Source organism: Curtobacterium sp. YC1, assembly GCF_016267665.1.
Classification (GTDB): domain Bacteria; phylum Actinomycetota; class Actinomycetes; order Actinomycetales; family Microbacteriaceae; genus Curtobacterium.
On sequence record NZ_CP066341.1, the window covers coordinates 3232159 to 3255605 of the forward strand.

The window sequence follows — 23447 nt, forward strand, 5'->3', positions numbered from 1 at the left end:
TACGCTGCCGGTGACGGGGCAGGGGCCCCGGTCTGGGGGAAGATCATGACCGTCGTGTGGACCGTCATCGCCGTGGTCGTCGTCATCGCGGCACTGCTCACCGTGCTCGAGGTGCAGAACCGCCGTCGACGGCGCGCACTCGACCACCTGGACGCCGGTGACCCGGCGGCCGGCGGCCGTGCGCGCGCCGACGCAGAAGCAGCGCACGCCGTCACCGAGGGCCTCGCCAAGTCCGCCCACCCGGGCGTGACCGGTGCTGGCGGCGCGTTCCCCGGCTGATCGACCTCTTGGCTGGGCGTCCCGGTGCTTGTCGGGAGCAGTGCGTCGACGGCCGTACGGCCCGCTCGCACCTGGTGCGGTTCCTCCAACCCGCTGGCCCGGACCCGCGGAGCACTGGTGTGATCGTCCCGTGAACCTGTACCTCCGACTGTTCCTGCTGCAGGTGCGCGTGCGTCGTCGGCTCGGCGGGCGGAGGGCATCGCTGTGGGACGAGGTGCGCACGCCGTTCCGGGTCGTCCCCACGGACCTCGATCCGCTGCGGCACGTCAACAACGGCAAGTACCTGTCGATGCTCGACCTCGGTCGCCTCGACCTGATGCTCCGCTCCGGCTACTGGTCGGCCCTGTCCGAGCACGGCTGGTACCCGGTGGTGTCGGCGCAGACGATCACGTACAAGCGCTCCCTGACGCTGGGGCAGCGGTTCGACCTGCGCACCCGCGTGCTCGGGGTCGACGAGCGTGCGGTGTACCTCGAGCAGACGTTCGAGCGCGGCGGTGCCGTGGTGGCGCGGGCCGTGGTGCAGGCCCGGTTCCTGCGGCGTTCGGGCGGGACGGTCCCGACGGCGGACCTGCTCGCGGCAGCGGGTGCGCCGGACCGCGACCTGACGGTGCCGGACTGGGTGCACGAGTGGGCGACGGCGACCCGGATCAGCAGCAGCGCGAGCTGAGCCGGCCGCGGACTGTCCGTCGCCAACCGTGCGACCGCGTCCGCCGTCCGCTCTACGATGACCGCATGGACGTCGTCGACCTCGTGCTGCCCGATCCCGCGGCCTGGCGCGCCTGGCTCGACGACCACGAGGACGACTCCGACGGCGTCTGGCTCGTCCTCGCCAAGAAGGGCGTGACGGACCCGACGACCCTGACCTACGACGCCGCCCTCGACGAGGCGCTGTGCTCCGGCTGGATCGACGGCCAGCGGCGCGGCCGCGATGCGACGACGTTCCGCCAGCGCTTCACCCCACGCCGGAAGGCCTCGCTGTGGTCGCAGCGGAACCTCGGCCTGGTCGCGACCCTGATCGCCGACGGCCGGATGCGGGAGCGCGGGCACGCCGAGATCGAACGCGCCAAGGCCGACGGCCGGTGGGACCGCGCCTACGCCGGGGCGGCGACCGCCACCGTGCCCGTGGACCTGCAGGCCGCCCTCGACGCTGCGCCCGCGGCGGCGGCCCTGTTCGCCGAGCTCGACGCCACGAACCGGTACGCCGTCCTGCACCGGATCACCACCGCCCCGAACGCCACGGTGCGGACGAACCGACTCACCAAGCTCGTCGGCGGGCTCGAACGCGGCGAGACCCCGTACCCGCGGCCCGCCCGTCCGTAGACTCTGCGAGCACGCCAAGCCGTCGGGGGACACCCGCTCAGAGAGCAGCCACGCACCCGGCGTAGACCGGGGTCATGACCACAGGCACTGACACCACGAACCGTCCGGCCGCGTCCTCCGGCACCTTCCGCATCGGCGGCGACCTCGAGGTCAACCGCCTCGGCTACGGCACCATGCAGCTCACCGGCCCTGGCGTCTGGGGACCGCCGAAGGACCACGACGAGGCGATCCGCGTCCTCAAGCGTGCGGTCGAGCTCGGCGTGAACTTCTTCGACACCGCCGACTCGTACGGCCCCTACGTCGCCGAGGACCTCCTCAAGGAGGCCCTGCACCCCTACGGCGACGACGTCGTCATCGCCACGAAGGCCGGCCTGACCCGCACCGGCCCGAACGAGTGGCCGCCGGTCGGCCGCCCGGAGTACCTGCGGCAGGAGGCCGAGATGAGTCTCCGCCGCCTCGGCCTCGAGCGCATCGACCTGTTCCAGCTGCACCGCATCGACCCGAAGGTCCCGCTGGAGGACCAGGTCGGCGAGCTGAAGAAGCTGCAGGACGAGGGCAAGATCCGCCACATCGGCCTGTCCGAGGTCTCCGTCGACGAGGTCAAGGCCGCGCAGGAGATCGCCACGATCGTCTCCGTCCAGAACCTGTACAACCTGCAGAAGCGCGACGCCGAGGAACTGCTCGACTGGTCCGAGGAGCAGGGCATCGGCTTCATCCCGTGGTTCCCCCTGGCCACCGGTGGTCTGACCGGCGAGGACTCGCCGCTGACCGAGATCGCCGAGCGCAAGGGCGCCACCCCGGCACAGCTCGCGCTCGCCTGGCTGCTCAAGCGCTCCCCGGTGATGCTGCCGATCCCCGGCACGTCGAGCGTCGCGCACCTGGACGACAACCTCGCGGGTGCGACGGTCGAGCTGACCGACGACGAGTTCGAGGAGCTCGCGAAGCTGGGTCACTGACCCGACGCGACCAGCAGACGGGCGGGAGGCGCGGTGCCAGCTGGCACCGCGCCTCCCGTTCGTTCCTTTGCTGACCGGATCCCTGCTTGCGCCCACATACCGGGTATGTGCATACTCAGTATGTCCAGGAGGACGAGACGGGGGAGTGTCATGAGCGTTCGGATGGGCGTACTCGCGCTGCTGGTGGGGGGACCCGGATACGGGTACCAGCTCCGGGGGGAGTTCGAGCACCGCACCGGCGGGAGCTGGCCGCTGAACATCGGCCAGGTCTACACGACCCTCGACCGCCTGGAACGCGACGGCCTCGTGGCCCGCGGCGACGCCGACGACGACGGCCACGTCGTCTACACGGCGACCGACGCGGGTCGCGAGGAAGTGGCGCGCTGGTTCAGCGAGCCCGTACCGGCGAAGCGCGGTCGTGACGAGCTGGCGATCAAGTTCGCCCTGGCCGTCACGGTCCCCGGCGTCGACGTCGCCCGGCTCGTCCAGGTGCAGCGCGGAGCGGCGATCCGGAACCTGCAGGACCTGACCCGGCTGAAGCGCACGACGGACCCGGCAACCGACCTGGCGTGGTCGCTCGTGCTCGAGTCGATGGTGTTCCAGGCCGAGGCCGAGGTGCGTTGGCTCGACCACGTGGAGTCGAGTGTCGCGCGGTACCGGCCGGACGAGCACCCTGCGGCGCCTGCCAGTGCCGACGCGGCCGCTGCCGCTGCCGCTGCCCGGAGCGCACGGTGACCGCCGCCCCGCTCCTGCAGCTCGACGCCGTGAGCGTGCACTACGGCTCCGGTGCGAAGGCCGTCACGGCCCTGGCCGGCATCGACCTGCGGGTCGAGCGCGGCGAGATGGTGGCCGTGATGGGCACCTCCGGCTCGGGCAAGTCGACGCTGCTCGCCTGCGCCGGCACCCTGCTGCCGCCAACGAGCGGCGAGGTGCTCATCGACGGTGACTACGTGGCCGACCGTCCCGCCCGGGAACTCGCGGCCCTGCGTCGCCGACTCGTCGGGTTCGTGTTCCAGGACTTCAACCTCATCCCCTCGCTGACCGCGGTCGAGAACGTGGCGCTGCCGCTCGAGCTCGACGGCTGGAAGGCGTCGCAGGCCCGCCGTGCCGCGGAGCTCGCACTCGACAACGTCGAGCTGTCGCACCGCGCCGACGCCTACCCCGACGACCTGTCGGGCGGGCAGCAGCAGCGCGTCGCGATCGCCCGTGGGGTGGTCGGCGAGCGCCGGCTCGTGCTCGCTGACGAACCGACCGGCGCCCTCGACTCGCAGACCGGCGAGGTCGTGCTCCGCATGCTCCGGCGGCACGTCGACGCAGGGGCCGGTGCGCTCCTGGTGACCCACGACGCCCGGCACGCTGCCTGGGCGGACCGGATCGTGTTCCTGCGCGACGGTCGGGTGGTCGACGAGACCGTGTACTCGGGCGTCGAGGCGGCGCTGACGGACCGGACCGCCTCGTGAGCCGGGGTCGGCGTGCCGGGACCGGCCGGACGCCGTTCGCCCTGAGACCGGCGCTCCGACTGGGGCGTCGACTGGCGTTCGCGAAGACGGGGCGGGCGGCCCTGATCGTCGCCCTCATCGGCATCCCCACGGCGGGGTTCGCGGCCGTGGCCGTCGTGGTGCAGTCGACGCAGGCCACGGTCACCGAGCGGCTGGACTACGACCTCGGCCAGGCACGGGCGCAGATGCGCGTGTCTGGCCCGGACCTGCCCGGCATGGTGCAGGACCCGGTGCAGTGGGAGTTCACGGACTCGGAGCGGAACAGCCCCGTCACGGAGTCGGACGAGGACTCGCCCTTCGCGAACGTCCTGGCCCACGTACCCGACGGCGCACTGTCGATCCCGATCGGCAGCACGCCGGTCGTCGTGCAGGGGTCGGGGGGACCGGTCGGGTTGACCGCGGTCGAGGGCAGCGCCTGGGACCCGTCCCTCGAGGGGCACTGGCGCGTGCTCGATGGCGCCACGCCGACCGCGCGCGGGCAGCTGATGGTCACCCCCGCGACCCTCGAGCGGCTCGGCGCCCGGATCGGCGACACCGTGGACCTGACCGACCCGGTCACCAAGCGCTTCACGATCACCGGCACCATGGTCGACCTCGGTGCCGACCCCGACGCGCAGGGCGTGTTCCTGCCGTGGGGCACGACGCTGGCGACGACCGACACGACCGACGACGCCGGACTCTCCGACGTCACCGTCTACCTGCCGACCGATCCGCCCACCTGGTCGGAGATCCGGCAGCTCAACGCGCACGGCATCGTCGTGCAGTCACGACCCGTGGTGCTCGACCCGCCGGACGCCCGGTTGGCCGGTGCCGGGCAGGGGTTCTCGGTCGGTTGGTACCTCGGGGCGATGGCGTTGTTCGGCGTCTTCGCCATGTTCGAGGTCGCCCTGCTCGCCGGGGCCGCGTTCCTGGTCGGTACCCGCGCCGACACCCGTTCGTACGCCATCGTCACGAGCGTCGGCGGGGACAAGCGGTTCGTCCGCGCCGTCGTCGCAGGGTCCGGGCTCGTGCTCGGGGTCGTCGGAGCGGTCCTCGGGGTCGCCGTCGGCACCGGGCTCGGCGTGCTCGCGTTCCGCCTGGTCGACAACGGCAACGTGGTGTCCTTCCCCGGGCTGCACGTGCCGCCGCTCCTGCTGCTGTCCATCGCCGCCGCCGGGGTGCTCGCCGGACTCGTCTCCGCGCTCGTCGCGGCACGGTCGGCGACCCGGATCAACGTGCTCGCGGCACTGCGGGGCTCGCTCCGTCCGGTGCCCGTCAGCCGTCCGGCCCGTCGTCGTCGGCGCATCTGGGGACCGTTGCTCGTGGTCCTCGGCGCCGTGATGACGCTGGCCTGCGGGGTCGGCGTGCTCATGCTGAACGACCGACGGGTGCAGCAGGACCACTGGGCGTGGGTCGTCGGTGCCGGCGTCGCGATCGGGCCGTGCCTGATGCAGCTCGGCATCGCGATCTGCTCGCCGTGGCTGCTCGCCCTCGTCACGCGACTGACCGCACGCGCCGGACTGTCCGCGCGCCTGGCCGCCCGCGACGCCCGCCGGAACCCGGTGCGGACGGTCCCCGTGCTCGCGAGCGTGATGAGCGTCGTGTTCGTCGCGTCGGTCGTGATCACCTGGAGCGCCTCGAGCCACGCGCAGTACGTCCGCGGGTACGAGTACACGACGGCCGTCGGCGTCGCCACGTCCGAGGTGCAGGCCATGACCGAGGAGGGGTCGGCCGGGCAGCACGACGACGCACTCACCGCGCACGCGGCGAAGGTCGTCGCCGGCGTGTTCGACCAGGACCGCATCCGGGTGCTCGGCGTCACGAACGACTCGCTCGATGACACCCCCTCGACCATCACGGTGGCGCACCGTTGGACGCCGTACGACTGCCCGACGAACGACACCACGACGTGCTCGACCTACCTGGACCCGACCTACACCTCGACCCCGCACGTCTGGACGGGCACGGTGGACGACTACGCCGTGCTCACCGGGCACCGGCCGTCCGCAGCCGTCCGGGACGCGTTGGAGGGCGGCCGGGCGATCTCGCTGTGGCCCGAGTACGCCCACGACGGCACGGTCCGCATCGACACCTTCCACGACCGCACGTGGGAGAGCCCGACCATCACCGAGCGGACCCGGCCAGACACGAGCGTGACGATCCCGGCCGTGCTCGACGTCCAGACCCCGCGGATCCAGGTCGGCGTGTTCATGACGAAGGCCACCGCCGAGCGCTACGACGTGCCCGCGGTGGACGGCATGCTCGTCACGACGCTGCCCCACGACATCCAGCCGGCCCAGTGGGACGAGCTGAGCTCGGCGTGGCAGAGCTTCGGCGGCGACGACCGTGACCGGTGGGGCGGCCCGTCGTTCATCTACGAGACCGGTCCGGTCGACCACGGCGCGCTGGTCCGGGCGATCGTGCTGGCCCTGGCTGCCGCCGTGACGATCGGTGCGACGACGGTGGCGATCGGTCTCGCGCGGTCCGACGGGCGGCGGGACGACGAGGTGCTCGACGCGATCGGTGCCGCCCCGCGACTCCGACGCGGGGTGTCCACCTGGCAGGCGGCGATCCTGGCGACGGTCGGCTCGGTGATCGGGACGCTGCTCGGCCTGCTGCCCATCCGCGCCCTGACCCTGCGGTTCGCCCAGGGCCCGGATGCGGTGAACCACCTGCCGTTCGTGCCGGACTGGCCGGTGCTGGCGCTGCTCGCGATCGGCCTGCCCCTCGTGGTGACGGCCGGGGCGTGGCTGACCTCGAGGGGTCGGCGGCGCGTGGCGGTGCGACGGGCGCACTGACGCGCGCGGCGCGTTGCACGGCACCTCGTGCGCTGCGCTTCGTGAGCAGAAGATGTCGAGTCGCCTGCTCGGACTCGACGTCTTCTGCTCACGAAGTGACCGGCAAACCGCTCCCGGCGAACAGCGGCCCGACGGCCAGCGCCCCCACGAGCCAGGCGACCACGATCGCGTCGACGGGCCACGTGGAATCGGAGGACCGGTCGGCCCCTGGTGTCCCCGGGATCCGGCGACTTCCCAGGACCAGCGCCAGGGCCAGGCAGGCCCAACTCACCACCACGATCGGCAGTTCGATCAGGAGCGGCACGATCCCGAGACCGACGGCCCACCACGTCGCTGGTAGTGCCGATGCGACCGCCATGGCCAGGTACGACGTGACGACCAGGCGAGTCCCACATCGGTCGAGCTGGTCGTCGTGCAGCCGAGGACGGCGCAGCATCCACGCCGTCACCACGACGGCGTTGGCGCCGACTCCGATCCGCCCGAGGCCGAGCCCGACGAACTGCCCGAAGTCCCACCAGTTCAGTCCGGATCCGATTTCCGGTACTTCGTACCGGGTGTGACCGGCGGAGTGCAGGAGCACGAGTCCTCCCGCTACGCCGAGCAGGTACAGCGACCACGTCCACCGCGGGAGTCCGAGTCGCCGCAGTGCCGCGGCGACGAACAGCACCGACGTCGGCATGAGCAGCATCAGGGCTGCCCAGGCTGCACCGTCGAAGGACTGTGGTTCCACGGACCGACGCTAACGGGATCATCGAGCAGCACGGCGGATCGTCGTCGCGACTCCATCCGCAGACACATCCTTCCGCGGTTGTGGCAGCGCCGCCCCGGGCCTCCAGTCCGTCACGGAGTGAGCAGAAGGCGACGGGTCGCGTCTCCGGACCCGTCACGTTCTGCTCACTCGGTGCCGCTCACGCGAGCTCGGGCAGCGGCTCCGCGTACGTGCGGAAGTCGCCGCGCTCGGTGTGGATCGTCCACAGGCGGTCGGCGATGGACTCCCCGGAGTGCTCGGGCTGTCCGTCGTCGATGCCGAACGGGATGATGAGCTGGCCGACGTGCACGTCCTCGTCACGGACGGCATCGTGGAGCAGCTGGGCGTAGGCGCTCTCGCCGGCGAAGGCGACGGACGTTCCGGTGACGCGAGCGCCCGGACGGACCGCGCTGCCGCCGTTGACGAACAGGATCGTGCCGTGGCCGATCGCGCGCATGCCGGGGAGCACCTGGCGGACGGCGTTGACCGAGCCGTAGACCGAGAACTCGATCGGACCGACCAGGTCCTCCGCCGTGGTCTCGAGCACGGGACGCATGTACTCCTTGGCGGGGAGCGGGCTGTACTGCAGCACCTCGATGGGGCCGAGCTGCTCGGTGGCGCGTTCGAGTGCGGCGCGCAGGGAGTCCCCGTCGCGCACGTTCGCGGCGAACCCGGCGGCGGTGTGGCCGCGCTCGCGCAGCTCTGCCGCGAGGCCGTCCAGGCGGTCCTGGTTGCGGGAGATGAGGGCGACGGCGAAGCCCTCACGGGCGAAGCGCTCGGCGACGGCGAGGCCGAGGCCCTTGCCGGCCCCGACGATGGCGATGGTGGTCATGTGCTGGTCCTTCCGGGACGACGTGGTGCCGACCGTCGCCCACTGAACCAAGCCGGGCACCGCGGTCCCTCAGGCGTTTCCCGAACACAGCGAGTGTGATCGACCCACGACCCGGGAGGATCATCGTGGACACACCCGCCGGAACGCCCCGCAGCCGCCGCCTCTGGTCGGCGGCCGGCATCGCCGCCGTCGCCGCCCTGGCCCTCACCGGCTGCTCGAGCGGTGGCGGAACGGAGCAGGACGGATCCGACCGGGGCGGCTCGCCGTCGGCGCGCGCGACCGCCCCCGCCGACCTGTCGGCCGGTCAGGTAGGGCTCGACGGTGACACCAGCGACGTGGTCACCGGCCTGGAGGCCCCATGGTCGGTGGTCCTGACGGGTGACGACGGCGACGCGCTGGTCAGCGAGCGCGACTCGGCCCGGGTGCTCGAGCTGCGGTCCGACGGCACCACCCGCCAGGTCGGCACCGTCGACGGCGTCAGCCACGGCGGCGAGGGCGGGCTGCTCGGGCTCGCGCTGCACGACGACGACCTGTTCGTGTACTCCACGGCCGACGACGGCAACCGGATCCAGCGGTACGAGCTGACCGGGAGCGCCGGGTCGTGGGCGCTCGGCGACGCGACGACGATCATCGACGGGCTGCCGAAGAACACGTTCCACGACGGCGGCCGGATCGCGTTCGGTCCCGACGACATGCTCTACGCGAGCGTCGGGGACGCCGGCGCGAGCACGGACGCGCAGGACGAGGGATCGCTCGCGGGCAAGATCCTGCGGCTCACCCCGGACGGCGAGGTCCCCGAGGACAACCCGATCGAGGGGTCGCCGGTGTGGAGCCTCGGGCACCGCAACGTGCAGGGCATGGGGTGGTCGTCGGACGGCACGATGTTCGCGTCGGAGTTCGGTGAGGACGCGCACGACGAGCTCAACGTCATCGAGCCCGGGTCGAACTACGGCTGGCCCGAGGTCGAGGGCACCGGCGGCGAGGACCAGGGCTTCGTCGACCCCGTGCAGCAGTGGTCCACCGACGAGGCGTCCCCGAGCGGGCTCACCGTCGTCGACGACACGGTCTTCATCGCGAACCTGCAGGGCCGGGTCCTCCGCGCGGTCCCCGCCGACGAACCCGACACGGCGACCGAGTACTTCGCCGGCGACTTCGGTCGCATCCGCACGGTGCTCGAGGGCCCGTCGGACACCCTGTGGTTCGTGACGAACAACACCGACGGCCGCGGGACCCCGGCGGAGGGCGACGACCGGATCGTCTCGGTGCCGATCACCCGCACGTGAGAGGGGTTCCCACAGCCCCTCGCTCCCGCCGGACGCCGCGCCGTACGGTGACGGCATGAACCACCGCGACGAAGCGCGCGACTTCCTCTCCAGCCGTCGCGCCCGCATCACCCCCGAGCAGGCCGGCGTCGAGACCTTCGGCACGCGGCGCCGCGTCACCGGGCTGCGTCGTGAAGAGGTCGCGCGCCTGGCCGGCGTCAGCATCGACTACTACACGCGGCTCGAGCGCGGCAACCTGCAGGGGGTCTCGGACAGCGTGCTCGACGCCATCGGCCGGGCCCTGCAGCTCGACCCCGCCGAGCAGGAGCACCTGCGCGACCTGTCGCGGCACCAGAACGAGACGCCGCGCCGGGCCGGTCGCGTCGTGCCCGTCGCGGCGGTCCGACCCGAGCTGCAGTACCTGCTCGACGTCGTCACGGACGCCCCGGCGATCATCATCAACACCCGGCAGGACATCGTCGCCGCGAACGCGCTCGGCTTCGCGATGCACTCGGACATGGTCACGGCGCCGGCACGGCCGATGAACTTCTCGCGCTTCATCTTCCTCGACCCGCGGGCGCGGGACTTCTACCAGGACTGGCAGCGGGCAGCGCGGATCAACGTGGCGATCCTGCGCCGCGAAGCGGGCCGCACGCCGAACGACAAGGACCTCGCGGCGCTGATCGGCGAGCTGTCGATGCGGAGCGACGACTTCCGCGACCTCTGGGCGGCGCACGACGTCCGGCGCCACTACGCCGGCGTGAAGTCGTTCCGGCACCGCGTCGTCGGGCCGCTCGAACTGCACTTCCAGACGCTCGAACTCGCCGAGGACCCAGGGCTCGCGCTCACCATCTACCCGGCGACGCCGGGCAGCCCGACCGCGGACGCCCTGCGGGTACTGGCCTCGTGGGCGGCGACCGAGGGCATCGCGGAGCGGGCGCGCCAGCTCGCCTGACGCAGGTGGTCGCGACCGCTCGACGGCCGGGAGGCGCGGGGCGGGCCCGCACCGCGCCTCCCGGCCGTCACCACTCGCGTCACGCGCCGTGCCGGGTGTCCACAGTCACGAGAACGAAGTGAGTGATCAGCGCATGAACGACACCGAGTCCCTGCGGAACGCCGCCTCCGCGGCACCGCTCGGTCTCCTGCAGCGCCTGCGGTTCCGGCTGCGTGCGGAGCAGGAGATCCACGAGCTCACCCGTGACCGCGAGCTCGAGGAACGCGTCCGAGCCGAGGCGGCCGTGCGGCTCGTCCCAGGTCCGTGGCACCTGGGTGCGCTCTTCCGGCGACGGCAGAAGCTGGACGTCCCGGACGGAGGAGCGACCGACGCATGACCACGCATCACGAGATGTCGACCGGCAGGACCCTGTTGTTCGCCGTCGCCGGGGGAGCGGCGGTCGGCAACCTGTACTGGTCGCAACCGCTGCTCGACGACATCGCTTCGTCGCTCGGCACGTCGGCGTCGCTCGCCGGGCTGCTCGTCACGCTGACCCAGGTCGGCTACGCCCTCGGCATCCTGCTCGTCGTGCCGCTCGGGGACGTCCTCGATCGCCGACGGCTCATCCCGTGGGTGCTCGTCGCCTCCGCCGTCGCGCTGGTGCTCGCCGCGATCGCCCCGACGTTCACGACGCTCCTGGTCGCCCTGGCACTGGTCGGGCTCACCACGGTCGCCGGGCAGCTCCTCATCCCGCTGGCCGGGGACCTCGCCGACCCCGCACAGCGCGGACGCGTGGTCGGCACGATCGCGTCCGGGGTGCTCACCGGCATCCTGGTGTCGCGGACGATCAGCGGCGTGGTCGCTGACACGTTCGGGTGGCGTGCGATCTTCGTGCTCGCCGCCGTCGTCGCGGTCGTCCTCGCCCTGCTGCTGCGGCGGGCCGTCCCGGAGCTCAGAGCCCGCGACAGGGTGCCCTACCCGCAGCTCGTCCTGTCGGTGTTCCGCGCCGTCCGGACCCACCGGACCGTGCGGGTCACGCTGGTGATCAGCTCGTCGGTGTTCGCCGTGTTCACGATGTTCTGGACCGCGCTGACGTTCCTGCTGAGCAGCGCCCCCTACGACTTCTCCACCAGCGGCATCGGGCTGGTCGGTCTGGTGGGGCTCGCGGGCGCCGTGGCGGCGCAGCGGGTGGGACGACTGCACGACCGCGGCCTGTCGGTGCCGGTCACCGGGGGAGCGATCGTGCTCCTGCTCGTGTCCCTGGTCGTGGCCGGCATCGGTGCGCGATCGATCGTCGTGGTGCTGCTCGCCGTGCTCCTGCTCGACGTCGCGGTGCAGGCGGCGAACGTGCTCAACCAGACCCGGCTCTTCTCGGTCGACCCGGCGGCGCGGAGCCGGCTCAACACGGCCTTCGTCACCGCGAACTTCGTCGGCGGCGCGATCGGCTCGGCGCTGGCGTCGGTGCTGTGGAACGCCGGTGGTTGGACGGCGGTCACGGTCGGTGCTGCGGTGCTGACCGGGTTCGCTGCGACGGTCTGGGTCGTGCACCGGGACCGCGGGCTCGTGGTCGGATCTGCGCCGCGCTGACCGCGGCGGTGTCAGACGACGAGTGGGTTCGGTGGTTCGAGTTCTCCGTGCTCGACGAGCCAGCGCACGGCGTCCAGCACGGTCTCCTCGGCGGTGAACGCGGGCGCGTAGCCGAGCAGTCGAGCCGCCTTCTCGGTGCTGAACACCTGGCTGCGCGACAGGTGCTCCCAGCTGGCGTCCGCGTGTTCCGGGGCCGTGGTCTCGCGGAACCGGTCCCACGTGACGGAGTCGAGCCGGGCCTCCTGGCCGGACCACGACGCTGCCAGGTGGGCGTACCCGCGCGCGGTGAGCGCCGTCGCGGCCGTGATGAAGAAGTCCTCGCCAGCCGCCGCCTCGCGCTGTTCGACCGCGAGCTGGAACGCCTGTGCGACGTCGTCGGCGTGCACGTGGGCCATCGACTCGGCTCCGAGCCCGGGGACCTCGACGGTTCCGCCGGCGGACAGCCTGGTCAGCACCGAGGTGTCGAGGTTGCCGAGCGGACCGATCGGGATCCAGCCCGGACCGCTGATGTGGCCGGGGTGCAGCGAGGTCGTGGACAAACCCCCTGACGCGGTTTCATCCTGGAGCATCCGGGCGATGGCGTCCTTCTGCACGCCGTACTCGCCCGTCGGCGGGGTCGCGTTCTCCTCCGTGATCGGGAGCACGTGCGAGGCTCCCGCTCGCCAGATCGAACCGCAGTGCACCAGGTGCGTGCCGCTGCCGCGGAGTGCCTCGACGAGGGAGCGCGCGGAGTCGACGGTGAAGCAGACGAGGTCGACGACGGCGTCGGCTCCGAGTGCGGCGATGCGGTCGCCGAAGGTACCGTTGCGGTCCTCCTGCTCGCGATCGGCGGCCACCCGCTCGACCTGCTGCCACTCGGGGGCGTCTGCGTACGGCGTGCTCGTGCCGCGGCTGAGGGCCGTGACCCGGTGTCCGGCACGGACGAGACGGGGGACGAGGAAGGTCCCGATGTGGCCGGTGGCTCCGATGACGACGATGTGCATGGGGCCACCGTAGGCCCGGCCCCGCAGATGGTGAGCAGGAATGGTCGGGTGCGGCGGACCGACCCGACCATCCCTGCTCACGAAACGCTCGTGGGCAGAACGCCTGCGGCTCAGTCGCCGGTGATGACCTTCACCGAGCCGGCCACGGTGGCCGCGTCCTCGGCGAGCGCCACGACGGGGTCGGGCAGCCCGGTGGCGCCGACGGCCTTGCGCGCGGCCCAGCCGACGAAGCTGCCGACGATCGCGCCGACGCCGCCGAGGATCGCGCCCTCGATGCGCAGGTCACGCTTGCCGGTGGTGCCGAGGGCGGCACCGGCCAGCGCACCGGAGGCGACACGGCCGATCAGACCGGTGGGCGAGATGCGGTTCGGGGTCTTCGGCAGCTTGTCGCCGATGAGCTCCCCGACGGCGGACGCGACGAGCAGGCCGCGACCGAGCGGGGTGGCGAAGACCTTCCACTGCTGCCACGAGCCCTTCAGCGCGGACCGGTCGTGGTTGAGTGCCAGGACGGCGAGCGGGGTGGCGCTGCGGCCGCCGCTCAGGATGCCGAGTGCCAGGGTGCGGACCAGGGTGTGCTGCTCGTTGTTCGTGCTCATCGTGTCTCCTGTCGTGGTGACCCCGACCGTACGCACGCGAGCCGCGGGGACACCGAGGAACCGCGCCGCCGCCCGGGGCCACCACGCAGTGCGCGCCAGGCCCGCCGCGCCGCGCGCCCCGAGCCGCCACGCCGCGTGCCCCGGGTACCGAGCCGCCGCGAGTACCGTCCGGCGCATGAGCAACGTCATCGTCTTCGGCGGCCACGGCAAGGTCGCACTCCTGGCAACCCGCATCCTCAGCGACCGCGGCCACTCGGTCACCTCGGTCATCCGGGACGCCGACCAGTCCGACGAGGTCCGCGCCCACGGCGGCGAACCCCGCGTGGCGGACATCCAGCAGCAGTCCCTTTCCGACTTCGCCGACCTGGTGCGCGGGCACGACGCGGTGGTGTGGTCGGCCGGTGCCGGTGGCGGTTCCGCCGACCGCACCTGGGCCATCGACCGCGACGCCGCGGTGCTCTCGGTGCAGGGGGCGCAGCAGGCCGGTGTGGACCGGTACGTGATGGTGTCGTGGGCGGGCTCGCAGCTCGACCACGGGGTGCCGCAGGACCAGGACTTCTTCGCGTACGCGCAGTCGAAGATGATCGCCGACGCCGTGCTCCGCGACTCCGGACTGCAGTGGACGATCGTCGCCCCGAGCACCCTGACCGACGACGACCCGACGGGTTCCGTGGACTGGGACGGTTCGGCGGCCGAGGTGTCCCGCGGTGACGTCGCACACGTGGTCGCCGACGTGGTCGAGACCCCGGGCACCGCGGGCAACACGTTCCGGTTCAACGGGGGCTCGACGCCCGTCGCGGACTTCCTGCGCGCCGACGCCTCCTGACGGCCCACCGACAACCCGCAGACAGCACAGGCCCGGTCCCTCGTTCCGGAGGGGCCGGGCCTGTTGCGTGCGCCGGGTCAGTAGAGCGAGTCGATGCCCGTCATGTCGCCACGGCCGAGCGTGCGCGAGCTGAGCTGGCAGTACCCGCCGGACGGCTCCATGACCTGGCCGGTCCCGGTCTGCACGTGGTCGAGGCCGTACAGGTGGCCCCACTCGTGCGTCGCCACGACCTGGGTGTCGAACCGGGAGCCGGAGCAGGTCTCCGTCGAGCTCCACCGGAAGCCGGTGGCGTAGCGCTGGTCGGCCTCACGGGCGGTGCCGTTGCCGTCGAACCAGACGCAGGTCACGCCGAGCACGCCGCTCGGCAGCTTGCCCCACCCCATCACGTTGTAGCCGTTGTTCCGCGAGCAGCCGCCCTGGTCGGTCAGGTTCGGCTTCTGCGTCGCGAGGCGCAGGTAGGTGTTGCTCGCCGTCGACGTCACGGTGCGGTCGCACGCCGAGATCGTGCCCGTCCAGGCGTTCGCCCCCTTGCGCAGGGCCTTCTTGGCGTACGTCGACTTCTGGCCGGACTCGTTGTAGTACCACTTGACGGTGCTCGCCCAGCGGTAGCCGGTCGGCTCCCACGCCGCGCTCGTGCACTTCGTGCTGGCGGCGGTGGTGGCCGCCGGCGCGGCGGCTGCAGCGGACGAAGCAGCCGACGCTGCCGCACCCGACGTCGCCGGAGCGCTGTGCTCCGCACGCTCCTGCTCCACCGCCGGAGCCGACCCGCTCCACTCCTCGTCGACGCGCACCGCGACGCCCGCCGACCCGTTGTTCGCCACGACGACGTCGGGCAGCTCGCGCGCACCCGGGGCCGAGCTGCTGCTCGCCATCACGCTCTCACCCGGTGCGGGGATCGCGAAGGTCCGTCCGTCGGGCGTGACGACGGTCCCGGACGTGGTGGTGCACCCGCTCGCCAGCGCCTGCACCGACAGCGTCCCGGGAGCGCAGCTGGTGCCGACTCCCGCGGTCGCCGCCTGCGCCGGAGCGGCCGTGACGGTGAGGCCGGCGACGATCGTGACGACCCCGACGACGGTGAGCGCGTTCCTGACAGCACGCATGGTTCCCTTCCAGCGGCGGGCGCGGTGCCGGCCGTTCCTGATCCGGGTCCATGCTGACCGATGACCACCCACCCGGTCCAGGCCTGCGCTGTCGGGACACACCCCCAGGTCGGGGCGGGATCAGCCGAGCCGGGCGGCGAGCCACTCCGGCTCGTGGGCCAGCGAGTCCTTGACCAGCCGGCTCCAGTCGTCCGCCAGCACCTCGCTCACGCCGCGCTCGACGCCGTCCAGCGCGGCGCGTGCGACGTCGGCGGGGTCGAGCATCGGGCCGTCGTAGCCGGCCATCATGTCGGTGTCGGCCGCGCCCAGGTGCAGGCCCTGCACGCTGATCCCGCGGGCGAGGAGCTCCGGACGCACGGCGTTCGTCATGTTCCACTCCGCGGCCTTCGCCGCCGCGTACCCGCCGGCTCCGGGGGCGGCGAACCACGAGAGCGCCGAGAGCACGTTGACGACCGCGCCGCCGCCGTTGCGCTCGATGACCGGGGCGAAGGCGCGGATCATCGCCAGGGTGCCCCACAGGTGCGTGTCGACGGCGCGCCTGGCGCTGGCCAGGTCGTCGGTGAGCAGCGAGCCCTGTGACGAGACGCCCGCGTTGTTCACGAGCAGGGTGACGTCACCGGCGGCCGCGGCCGCGGCGTCGACGGACGCCTGGTCGGTGATGTCGAGGGGCAGGGTCACGACGCCCTCCAGGTCGACGAGCTCCGGGCGGCGGGCGGTGGCGTAGACCTTGGTGGCCCCGCGCTCGAGCAGCTCCAGGGCGAAGCGGCGTCCGATACCGCGGTTCGAGCCCGTCACGAGTGCGACCGATCCGGCGATGTCCATGGTGTCTCCTCCTGCCGTGCGGGCGTCTCCCGCGGCGGCTCGGCTACGGTAGGACCTCACATGGATGTCAGGGGCAAGCCCCGGATCGGAGCACGACGTGCGCATCGGCGACCTCGCGGCGGAGACGGGTGTCAGCGTCCGCTCGCTGCGGTACTACGAGGAACAGGGGATGCTCGCGGCCGACCGCACCGCGAGTGGACAGCGCGTCTACACCGCAGCGGCCGTCGAGCGGGTGCAGCTCGTGCAGCAGCTGTTCGCCGCGGGGCTGGCCAGCCGCACCATCGTGCAGCTGCTGCCGTGCGTCGACCGTGGCGAATCGACGCCGGAGTCGTTCGCCCTGCTGCTCGCCGAGCGCGACCGGATCACGGCGCAGCTCGCCGAACTCCAGGCGGTTCGCGGGCGACTGGACGAGGTCATCGCGATCACCGAGCACCCCACGGCCGAGCACTGCCCGGCGCTCCGCGACCGACCGGCGGAGCCGGTCGCGGCCTGAGACGCACGCGGGGACGGACGGGAGGCGCACCGGCGGCCCGCCACGGGCCTCCCGTCCGCCTCGGGACCGTCCAGGGCCCGGGTCAGCCCGCCAGGAACCGCAGGACCGCGAGCACCCGGCGGTTCTCGTTCGGCGTCGCCTCGAGCCCGAGCTTCGTGAACACGGCGGTGACGTGCTTCTCGACCGTGCCCCCGGACAGGAACAGCGTCTCCGCGATCGCGGCGTTCGACCGTCCTTCGGCCATCAGCCGCAGCACGTCCGTCTCGCGGGCGGTGAGCTGGTCGAGCGGACCGGCGACGGTGCGCGGCGCCTGCACCAGCGCGGCCGCGACCTCGGGGTCGAGCACGACGTTGCCGGCGGCGACCTGGTGCAGCGAGTCGATGAACGTGCCGACCTCGGCGACCCGGTCCTTGAGCAGGTAGCCGACGCCCACCGTCGCGACGTCGAGCAGGGCGCGGGCCCACTGTGCCTCGGCGTACTGCGAGAACAGGAGCACCCCCACCGCGGGCCGGGCGGCCTTGACCCGGACGGCGGCCCGCACGCCCTCGTCGGTGTGGGTGGGCGGCATGCGGATGTCCATCACCACGACGTCCACCTCGCCGCTCGCCGCCGCGACCACGGCGGCGTCGCCGTCCGACACCGGTACGACCTCGTGCCCGCGACCGCGGAGCAGCGACGTCAACCCCTCGCGCACGATCGTGTTGTCGTCGGCGACGACGATCCTCACCGCGTGGCCCCGCTCGGCACGCGCATGCGGACCCGGGTGGGCCCGCCGACCGGGCTCTCCACCTGCAGGTCGCCGTCGACGGCGCGCAGGCGCTCGAGCACACCGGCCAGCCCGGTGCCGTGGCCGTCCGGCGTGCCGAGGGCGACGTGCGCGCCACCGAGGCCGTCGTCCTCGACCTCGACGAGCAGGTCGTCGCCGAGCATGCCGACCCGCACCGCGGTCGTGGTGGCCGACGCGTGCTTGGCGACGTTCGTCAGCAGTTCGAGCACCCCGAAGTAGGCGATGCCCTCGACGACCCGGGACGGCCGCACCGGCAGGTCGACCGACAGCGCGACCGGGAACGGGGTCCGTGCGCACGCCGAGGTCAGCGCGGCCTCGAGCCCCGCGTCGAGCACGGGCGGGTGGATGCCGCTGGCCAGGGCACGGAGCTCGACCAGGGCCTCCTTCGTCGAGGCGTGCGCCCGGTCGACCAGGGCGGTGACCGTCTCGGTGTCGGCGCCGGTCTGCAGGCGGTCCCGGGCATCGCCGAGGGTCATCGCCAGCCCGACGAGTCGCGCCTGGGTGCCGTCGTGCAGCTCGCGCTCGATGCGCCGCAGGGTGGTGTCGGCGTCGAGCACGGCGGCGTCGCGCGAGGCCGTCACCTGGCGCAGACGCAGGTCGCGGGCGGTCGCACCGAGCAGGGCGCGGATCACGACACGCTGCAGCGCGGCGAGGCCGTGGTTCACGGCGGGCCAGAGGAACAGCACGATGAGCAGACCGAGCACGGCGAACGCGAGCTGCAGCGGCGGGGTGTCGACGAAGACACCGAGGAACTGCACGCCGCGGTGGAGCTCACCGTCCACGCCCTCCTGCGCCGGCAGGAAGTGCCCCCAGGTGACGTGCGTCACCGCCCCGACGCCGGTCAGCAGCACCGTGGTCGAGGCGGTGAACGTGATCGTGGTCAGCACGAACCCGACCAGCAGGTACGCGAACGCCCGCCACGTGGGGCCGTCTGCCAGCCGTGCGAAGGCGCTGCCGAGCGCCGACGATCCGCGACGGGGCCGAGCTGGCGCGACGACGGTCTGCCCGAGCAGCGACGCCGACATCCGGCGCGTGAGCGCGGCGAACCAGTGCGACCCGCTCAGCAGGAACGCTGCCACCACCAACCCGACCCAGGTGAGCGACACCGGGATCCCGACCGAGAGCACGATGACGAACCAGGCCAGCGCACCGATCGCGATCGGCAGGTGCGCGGCGTGGAACGCGAAGGCCCGCCAGGTGCTGCCGTCGACGACGGCGCGGAGGGGTCGGAACCGGGGGACGGTGGTGGGTTCGCCCGTGGTGGCGACGGCGGTGTACATGCGGACCTCTTCGTGTCGGTGACGAGCTTATTGCCCGACACCAGCCTCGCCGCGGGGGTCCGCCCGCACACCGGTGCTGCCCCCCGTGGTCGGTGGGGAAACCCCGCGATCGTCGTCAGCCGGGTCCGCTCAGGCGCGGGTCTGTTCCGTCGGTGCCGCCACGGGCTTCGACTGGCTCGACCCTCGTTGCCGCAGGGACACGGTGGCGATGACCATCACCGAGATGACCAGGAACTCCGACTGCCAGTTCTGCATCGACTCGAACCAGAACTGGCTCGTGCCCAGGTAGCCCCACGCCGAGACCACGCGGTCGCCGTGCTCGAGTTGCTCCTCGTTGTAGGCCGCAGCGCCACCGATCACGTGCCCGACGACACTGCCGAGGAAGAGCACCGCGAACAGGATCAGCAGGGAGTTCTCGTACATCACGAGCACGATCCCGCCCCGGCGCACCGGCCACGGGGCCTTCGGGTCGTCGGCGTGCTCGCGGGGGTCCTCGTCCTGCGGGCTCTGTTCGTCCAGGGGCTCGGACTCGCTCGACCCCTTCTGGAACAGGAACACCGTGAACACGATGTACGCGCCCATCTGCAGGAACTCGCTCTCCCAGTTCTCGAAGGTGGCCTCGGCGAAGTCACCGCTCGTCAGGAAGCCCCAGAGCGACACGGCCGCCTCGCCGTGCTGGAGGGCGTCCGCCGCGGACACCCGCCACCCGGCGAACACCATGCCGACGAAGCACACGACGAAGACAGCGACGTTCGCGAGGAGCAGGCCGTGCCGTCGCACGCGCTGCCACCCGCTCGATCCGTTGTGCAGGCCGAGGGTCACCGGGTCCTCCGTTCATCGTCTCGACGCCATCCTCGTCCGGGCGCGACGAACGCCTTCGCAGGAGCACCCGACCGGTCGCGGCGGTTCCGTCAGCGACTCAGAGCGTGATGCCGGTGGCCTCGGCGAGCGCGTCGAGCAGGTCGGTGCGGAACCGCTGGTCGGCGACCGCCGGGTGCGGTTCCTGTCGCTCTCCGTGGAACCAGTAACCACCCGTCACGGTTTGATCAGGGTCGGTCGCGAGCGTCTCCTGCGTGCGGTGTCCCAGCTCGAAGTCGTCCGGAGCGCCGGCCCCGCCCATCTTGGTCGCCACCCAGCCCGGGTCGACGGCGTTGCTCAGCACGCCCGGGCGTCGGAGCGGCACCTCGGCGGCGAGCGCCGTCACGAACAGCTTCGTGTCGGAGTACGAGTTCGTCTCGGAAGCGCCGGTCCAGTCGACGGTGTCCAGGCGCGGGCGGCCGCCCCGGTGCATCCCGCTGCTCAGGTACACGTGCCGCTCCGGCGAGCGCAGCAACGCGGTGAACAGGTACGGCGCCACGACGTTGACCGGCACCAGGGAGCGGCCCGAGATCACCCCGGCGTTGTGCACGACGGCGTCGAGCGGGGTGCCGGCGTCGAGTTCTCGGGCGGTGGCGATCACGGCGTCGCGGTCCGCCAGGTCGGCGACGACGAGTTCGACGCCGCGCTCCACCAGGTCGGCGACCGCCTCGGCGCGGGCCCGGTTGCGCGCGTGGACGACGACGTCGTGCCCGCTGCGGAGCAGCGAGTCGGCGGTTCCCCGCCCGAGGCCGTCGGTGGATCCGGTGACGAGGATGCGTGCCATCCGCCCATCATGCGCCGGGTGGCGGACGCGGGTCCGGCAGGTGCACCGGCACCGGACGGGAGGCGCGGTGCGGGCCCGCCACGGGCCTCCCGGCTGGTCACGGGCCGGCCAGAGGGCGGCGGTACGGTCACTGCATGAGCAGCTTCCTGGAGCCGGTCGACGCCGTCGACGTCGGCGACGCGACGATCGTTCCGGACGCCACGCGGCCGGTCGCGGCGGTCGTCACGGGTGACCATGTGCGGTGGGTGACGTGGCCGGACGCCCCGCTGCCGGACGGCGCGGTCGACGAGGTCGGGGTCCTCGCGACCGACGAGGGCGCATGGGTGGTCTACGGGACGCGTGAGGACATGGGCGACGACCTCGACGAGATGTCCCGGACCGCCGTGCACGTCACGCCGACCGGGGTGACGTGTGCCGTCGACCTCGGTGATCGACGCGTGCTCGGGGCGGACGTCGAGGGGCTGTGGATCGGCGACCCGCGTGACGCGTCGATGTGGATGGGTGAGGACGAGGGCCTCGAGGATCCGGAGGACGACGACGGGGACTCGGACGACCCGCTCGACGGCGTCGACCCGGGCACCCTGCCGTGGGCGCCGTCGGAGCCGTTCTGGCCGTCGCCGGAGGAGTGGGCGGCGACGCTGGCAGCGGGCGAGGAGCCGGAGGACGACGACCCCGAGCTGCTGGACGAGGACGGTGACGACGATGGTCCCCGGTACTTCTGGAGTGCCGGATCCGACGCCGACGAGGACGAGGACGACTTCGGTCGCCCGTCGGGACCACCGGCCGATCCCGCGCCGCCCCTGCCGACCCCGCCGACCGAGCTCGTGCTCGTCCGGACCGACGGCAGCCGGACGACGATCGCCGTCGACCACCTGGTCGAGGACGTCCGCCGTACCGGCACCGTGCTCACCATCCGGTACGCACCGAGTGGCCCACGACAGGAACCCCACCCGACGGGCGGTTGGAACGTCGTCTACGACTCCCGCGAGGTGGACCTCGACCTCGCTGCGGGCATGCCCGCCACCGTGACCACGACCGACCTGCCGTCCCGTGCCGCGGGCGACGAGGACGAGACATCGTGGGAAGACGAACAGGAGCGTCTGGAAGCAGCCCTCGCTCCGTGGACGGAGCGGTTCGACCTTAGCAGTGTCGAAGGCGCGCAGTGGCCGCTCCACGACCTGGACGACGCCGCACGGCAGCGGGCGGTCGCGGACCTCGTGGCAGTGTTCGAGGCCCTCGACCGGCCCGGCGTCCTGTGGACCCGCGACCACCCCGAACCCCGGCGGTCAGCGAGCGCGTACCGCGCCGTCGAGGTCATCGTCGAGGGCGAGTGGCCGGACACCGAGGTCGTGGTGTCGTTCGAGCACAGCGCCGTCCCGTACCTGCGGCTCCGCCGCCGCTACCGGGTGTTCGACGACGCCGGGCACGTGCAGGACTGGCAGTACGTCGGCGTGCACCTGGACGAGGACATCGACAGCGGGCACATCCCCGACCGGTCGCACGCGGTGGACGGGGTCCTCGACATCTGATCGGTGCCGTCCTGTCGGGATGGCCGTCAGGCCGTCGCCGTCAGACGATCCCATCACGGGTGACCGCGCGACCCTTCCATCCTGTACGTTTCCTGTGCAGACATCCCCGACCAGAGAGGACGCGGCGCCATGACCGACGGCACGCCCCAGCACCACCAGCAGAACCCGAACCCCTACGCCGCTGGCCAGCCCTACGGCGCGCAGCAGGCATCCGACCGCTTCAACGTGATGGCGATCGTCGGCTTCATCCTCGCCTTCGTGGTGAACATCGCCGGCCTCGTGGTCTCGATCATCGCGCTCTCGCAGATCAAGAAGACGGGGGAGCGTGGCCGCGGCCTGGCCCTGGCCGGCGTCATCATCAGCGCGCTCTCCATCGTGTTCGGCATCATCTGGGTGATCTTCCTGATCGCGGTCGTGGCGAACGCCCCCGCGAGCACCACCGGCGGGTACTGACCCCCGTCCGCAACGCATCGGAGGCCCGTGGCGATCGCCACGGGCCTCCGGTCGTTGCGGGGCGTCAGCCGATGACGCCGGTGTGCTCGAGCACGATGTTGACGCCGATCAGGATGAGGACCACCCCACCGGCGATCTCGGCCGGCTTGCCGAACCGGGCACCAACCCGGCGCCCGACGACGACCCCGACGAACGACAGCACCGCGGTGGTGATGCCGATGAGCAGCACCGCGCCGCCGATCGACACCGGCAGGAACGCCAACGTGACGCCGACGGCCAGGGCGTCGATGCTCGTCGCGACCGCGAGGACGAGCAGTTGCCGGACGGGCAGCCGGTCGGTGTCCTGCTCGGTGTCCTCGTGCGCCGAGAACGCCTCCCAGAGCATCTTCCCGCCGATCAGGGCGAGCAAGCCGAACGCGATCCAGTGGTCGAACGCGGCGATGTACTGCGCGAACGCCGAGCCGAGCAGCCACCCGAGCAGGGGCATCAACGCCTGGAACACGCCGAACGTGACGGCGATGACGAGCGCGTGCCGCACGTCGAAGCGCTTCATGTGCAGGCCCTTGCCGAGGGCGACGGCGAACGCGTCGGCGGAGACACCGAGGGCGATGAGGAACAGGGCCCAGAACGACATGGGGCGGCGCCTTTCGAGACGGTCAGGAGGAGACGCCGACGTCTCGGGACCTGACGATCCTGGCACGCCGCGGAGGACGAAAAGGCCTGATCAGGGGGATTCGTCGCC

26 protein-coding genes are annotated in these 23447 nt (G+C 72.3%); 15 read left to right on the forward strand and 11 right to left on the reverse strand.

The features are described 5' to 3' along the window. Positions 1–45: 45 nt before the first annotated feature. From I8920_RS15315 to I8920_RS15345, 7 genes are all read left to right on the forward strand, one after another. Positions 46–279 (forward strand): hypothetical protein, encoded by a 234-nt coding sequence (locus I8920_RS15315; protein WP_198657116.1) that lies wholly within the window; start codon positions 46–48, stop codon positions 277–279. 130 nt (positions 280–409) lie between these two features. After that, the gene (locus I8920_RS15320) at positions 410–946 is read left to right on the forward strand and encodes an acyl-CoA thioesterase (RefSeq protein WP_198657117.1); all 537 of its coding nucleotides are present in this window, start codon (positions 410–412) and stop codon (positions 944–946) included. Between the two features lie 65 nt (positions 947–1011). Beyond that, positions 1012–1599: a YdeI/OmpD-associated family protein gene (locus I8920_RS15325; protein ID WP_198657118.1), complete on the forward strand. Its 588-nt coding sequence runs from the start codon at positions 1012–1014 to the stop codon at positions 1597–1599. Between the two features lie 74 nt (positions 1600–1673). Next, positions 1674–2555 (forward strand): aldo/keto reductase, encoded by an 882-nt coding sequence (locus tag I8920_RS15330; protein ID WP_198657119.1) that lies wholly within the window; start codon positions 1674–1676, stop codon positions 2553–2555. 150 nt (positions 2556–2705) lie between these two features. Beyond that, complete coding sequence (locus I8920_RS15335; protein ID WP_225558797.1) at positions 2706–3290, forward strand: PadR family transcriptional regulator; 585 nt, start codon at positions 2706–2708, stop codon at positions 3288–3290. Further along, positions 3287–4015: an ABC transporter ATP-binding protein gene (locus tag I8920_RS15340; RefSeq protein ID WP_198657120.1), complete on the forward strand. Its 729-nt coding sequence runs from the start codon at positions 3287–3289 to the stop codon at positions 4013–4015. Before I8920_RS15335 ends, I8920_RS15340 begins: the two co-directional genes overlap by 4 nt. Then, positions 4012–6831: an ABC transporter permease gene (locus I8920_RS15345; protein ID WP_198657121.1), complete on the forward strand. Its 2820-nt coding sequence runs from the start codon at positions 4012–4014 to the stop codon at positions 6829–6831. The genes I8920_RS15340 and I8920_RS15345 overlap by 4 nt, the downstream gene beginning before the upstream one ends. Before the next feature lie 88 nt (positions 6832–6919). Here I8920_RS15345 and I8920_RS15350 read toward each other — a convergent pair whose 3' ends face one another. Together I8920_RS15350 and I8920_RS15355 are read right to left on the reverse strand one after the other, a co-directional pair. Next, positions 6920–7561: a hypothetical protein gene (locus tag I8920_RS15350; RefSeq protein ID WP_198657122.1), complete on the reverse strand. Its 642-nt coding sequence runs from the start codon at positions 7559–7561 to the stop codon at positions 6920–6922. 178 nt (positions 7562–7739) lie between these two features. Next, entirely contained in the window at positions 7740–8411 is a 672-nt protein-coding gene (locus tag I8920_RS15355; RefSeq protein WP_198657123.1) for an SDR family NAD(P)-dependent oxidoreductase, read from the reverse strand. A gap of 125 nt (positions 8412–8536) precedes the next feature. On the opposite strand from I8920_RS15355, the gene I8920_RS15360 reads away from it, so the two are divergent. The 4 genes from I8920_RS15360 (at position 8537) to I8920_RS15375 (ending at position 12194) form a co-directional block, all read left to right on the forward strand. Further along, entirely contained in the window at positions 8537–9694 is a 1158-nt protein-coding gene (locus I8920_RS15360) for a PQQ-dependent sugar dehydrogenase (RefSeq protein WP_198657124.1), read from the forward strand. A gap of 55 nt (positions 9695–9749) precedes the next feature. Continuing rightward, positions 9750–10628, forward strand: coding sequence for a helix-turn-helix transcriptional regulator (locus tag I8920_RS15365; RefSeq protein WP_198657125.1), 879 nt, complete (start codon positions 9750–9752; stop codon positions 10626–10628). Positions 10629–10761: 133 nt separating this feature from the next. After that, positions 10762–11004 carry a hypothetical protein gene (locus I8920_RS15370; protein ID WP_198657126.1) on the forward strand — a complete coding sequence of 81 codons (243 nt, stop codon included), beginning with the start codon at positions 10762–10764 and terminating at the stop codon, positions 11002–11004. Then, positions 11001–12194 carry an MFS transporter gene (locus tag I8920_RS15375; protein WP_198657127.1) on the forward strand — a complete coding sequence of 398 codons (1194 nt, stop codon included), beginning with the start codon at positions 11001–11003 and terminating at the stop codon, positions 12192–12194. Before I8920_RS15370 ends, I8920_RS15375 begins: the two co-directional genes overlap by 4 nt. A gap of 11 nt (positions 12195–12205) precedes the next feature. On the opposite strand, the gene I8920_RS15380 is transcribed toward I8920_RS15375, so the two are convergent. After that, a complete protein-coding gene (locus I8920_RS15380) occupies positions 12206–13177 on the reverse strand; it encodes an NAD-dependent epimerase/dehydratase family protein (RefSeq protein ID WP_198657128.1) in 972 nt (323 codons plus the stop codon). Positions 13178–13287: 110 nt separating this feature from the next. Then, positions 13288–13773 (reverse strand): DUF4126 family protein, encoded by a 486-nt coding sequence (locus I8920_RS15385; RefSeq protein ID WP_198657129.1) that lies wholly within the window; start codon positions 13771–13773, stop codon positions 13288–13290. Positions 13774–13948: 175 nt separating this feature from the next. Between I8920_RS15385 and I8920_RS15390 the strand changes: the two genes are divergently transcribed. Beyond that, positions 13949–14599, forward strand: a complete 651-nt coding sequence (locus I8920_RS15390; protein ID WP_198657130.1) for an NAD(P)H-binding protein — start codon at positions 13949–13951, stop codon at positions 14597–14599. Positions 14600–14676: 77 nt separating this feature from the next. Here I8920_RS15390 and I8920_RS15395 read toward each other — a convergent pair whose 3' ends face one another. Further along, entirely contained in the window at positions 14677–15699 is a 1023-nt protein-coding gene (locus tag I8920_RS15395; protein WP_198657131.1) for a matrixin family metalloprotease, read from the reverse strand. A gap of 120 nt (positions 15700–15819) precedes the next feature. Beyond that, entirely contained in the window at positions 15820–16521 is a 702-nt protein-coding gene (locus I8920_RS15400) for an SDR family oxidoreductase (protein ID WP_198657132.1), read from the reverse strand. 64 nt (positions 16522–16585) lie between these two features. Here I8920_RS15400 and I8920_RS15405 point away from each other — a divergent pair, with 64 nt between their 5' ends. Beyond that, positions 16586–17014 carry a MerR family transcriptional regulator gene (locus tag I8920_RS15405; protein WP_225558786.1) on the forward strand — a complete coding sequence of 143 codons (429 nt, stop codon included), beginning with the start codon at positions 16586–16588 and terminating at the stop codon, positions 17012–17014. 82 nt (positions 17015–17096) lie between these two features. Here I8920_RS15405 and I8920_RS15410 read toward each other — a convergent pair whose 3' ends face one another. The 4 genes from I8920_RS15410 to I8920_RS15425 form a co-directional block, all read right to left on the reverse strand. Next, positions 17097–17741, reverse strand: a complete 645-nt coding sequence (locus I8920_RS15410) for a response regulator transcription factor (protein ID WP_198657133.1) — start codon at positions 17739–17741, stop codon at positions 17097–17099. Beyond that, a complete protein-coding gene (locus I8920_RS15415; RefSeq protein ID WP_198657134.1) occupies positions 17738–19081 on the reverse strand; it encodes a sensor histidine kinase in 1344 nt (447 codons plus the stop codon). The genes I8920_RS15410 and I8920_RS15415 overlap by 4 nt, the downstream gene beginning before the upstream one ends. Before the next feature lie 129 nt (positions 19082–19210). Then, positions 19211–19903 (reverse strand): DUF6766 family protein, encoded by a 693-nt coding sequence (locus tag I8920_RS15420; RefSeq protein ID WP_225558783.1) that lies wholly within the window; start codon positions 19901–19903, stop codon positions 19211–19213. Positions 19904–20000: 97 nt separating this feature from the next. Next, a complete protein-coding gene (locus I8920_RS15425) occupies positions 20001–20723 on the reverse strand; it encodes an SDR family NAD(P)-dependent oxidoreductase (protein ID WP_198657135.1) in 723 nt (240 codons plus the stop codon). A gap of 134 nt (positions 20724–20857) precedes the next feature. Here I8920_RS15425 and I8920_RS15430 point away from each other — a divergent pair, with 134 nt between their 5' ends. Together I8920_RS15430 and I8920_RS15435 are read left to right on the forward strand one after the other, a co-directional pair. Further along, the gene (locus tag I8920_RS15430) at positions 20858–22252 is read left to right on the forward strand and encodes a hypothetical protein (protein ID WP_198657136.1); all 1395 of its coding nucleotides are present in this window, start codon (positions 20858–20860) and stop codon (positions 22250–22252) included. 129 nt (positions 22253–22381) lie between these two features. Beyond that, complete coding sequence (locus I8920_RS15435; protein ID WP_198657137.1) at positions 22382–22705, forward strand: DUF4190 domain-containing protein; 324 nt, start codon at positions 22382–22384, stop codon at positions 22703–22705. A 64-nt stretch (positions 22706–22769) separates the two neighbouring features. Here the strand turns inward: I8920_RS15435 and I8920_RS15440 are convergent, their stop codons facing one another. After that, positions 22770–23339, reverse strand: a complete 570-nt coding sequence (locus I8920_RS15440; protein ID WP_198657138.1) for a manganese efflux pump MntP — start codon at positions 23337–23339, stop codon at positions 22770–22772. Between the last annotated feature and the right edge of the window lie 108 nt (positions 23340–23447).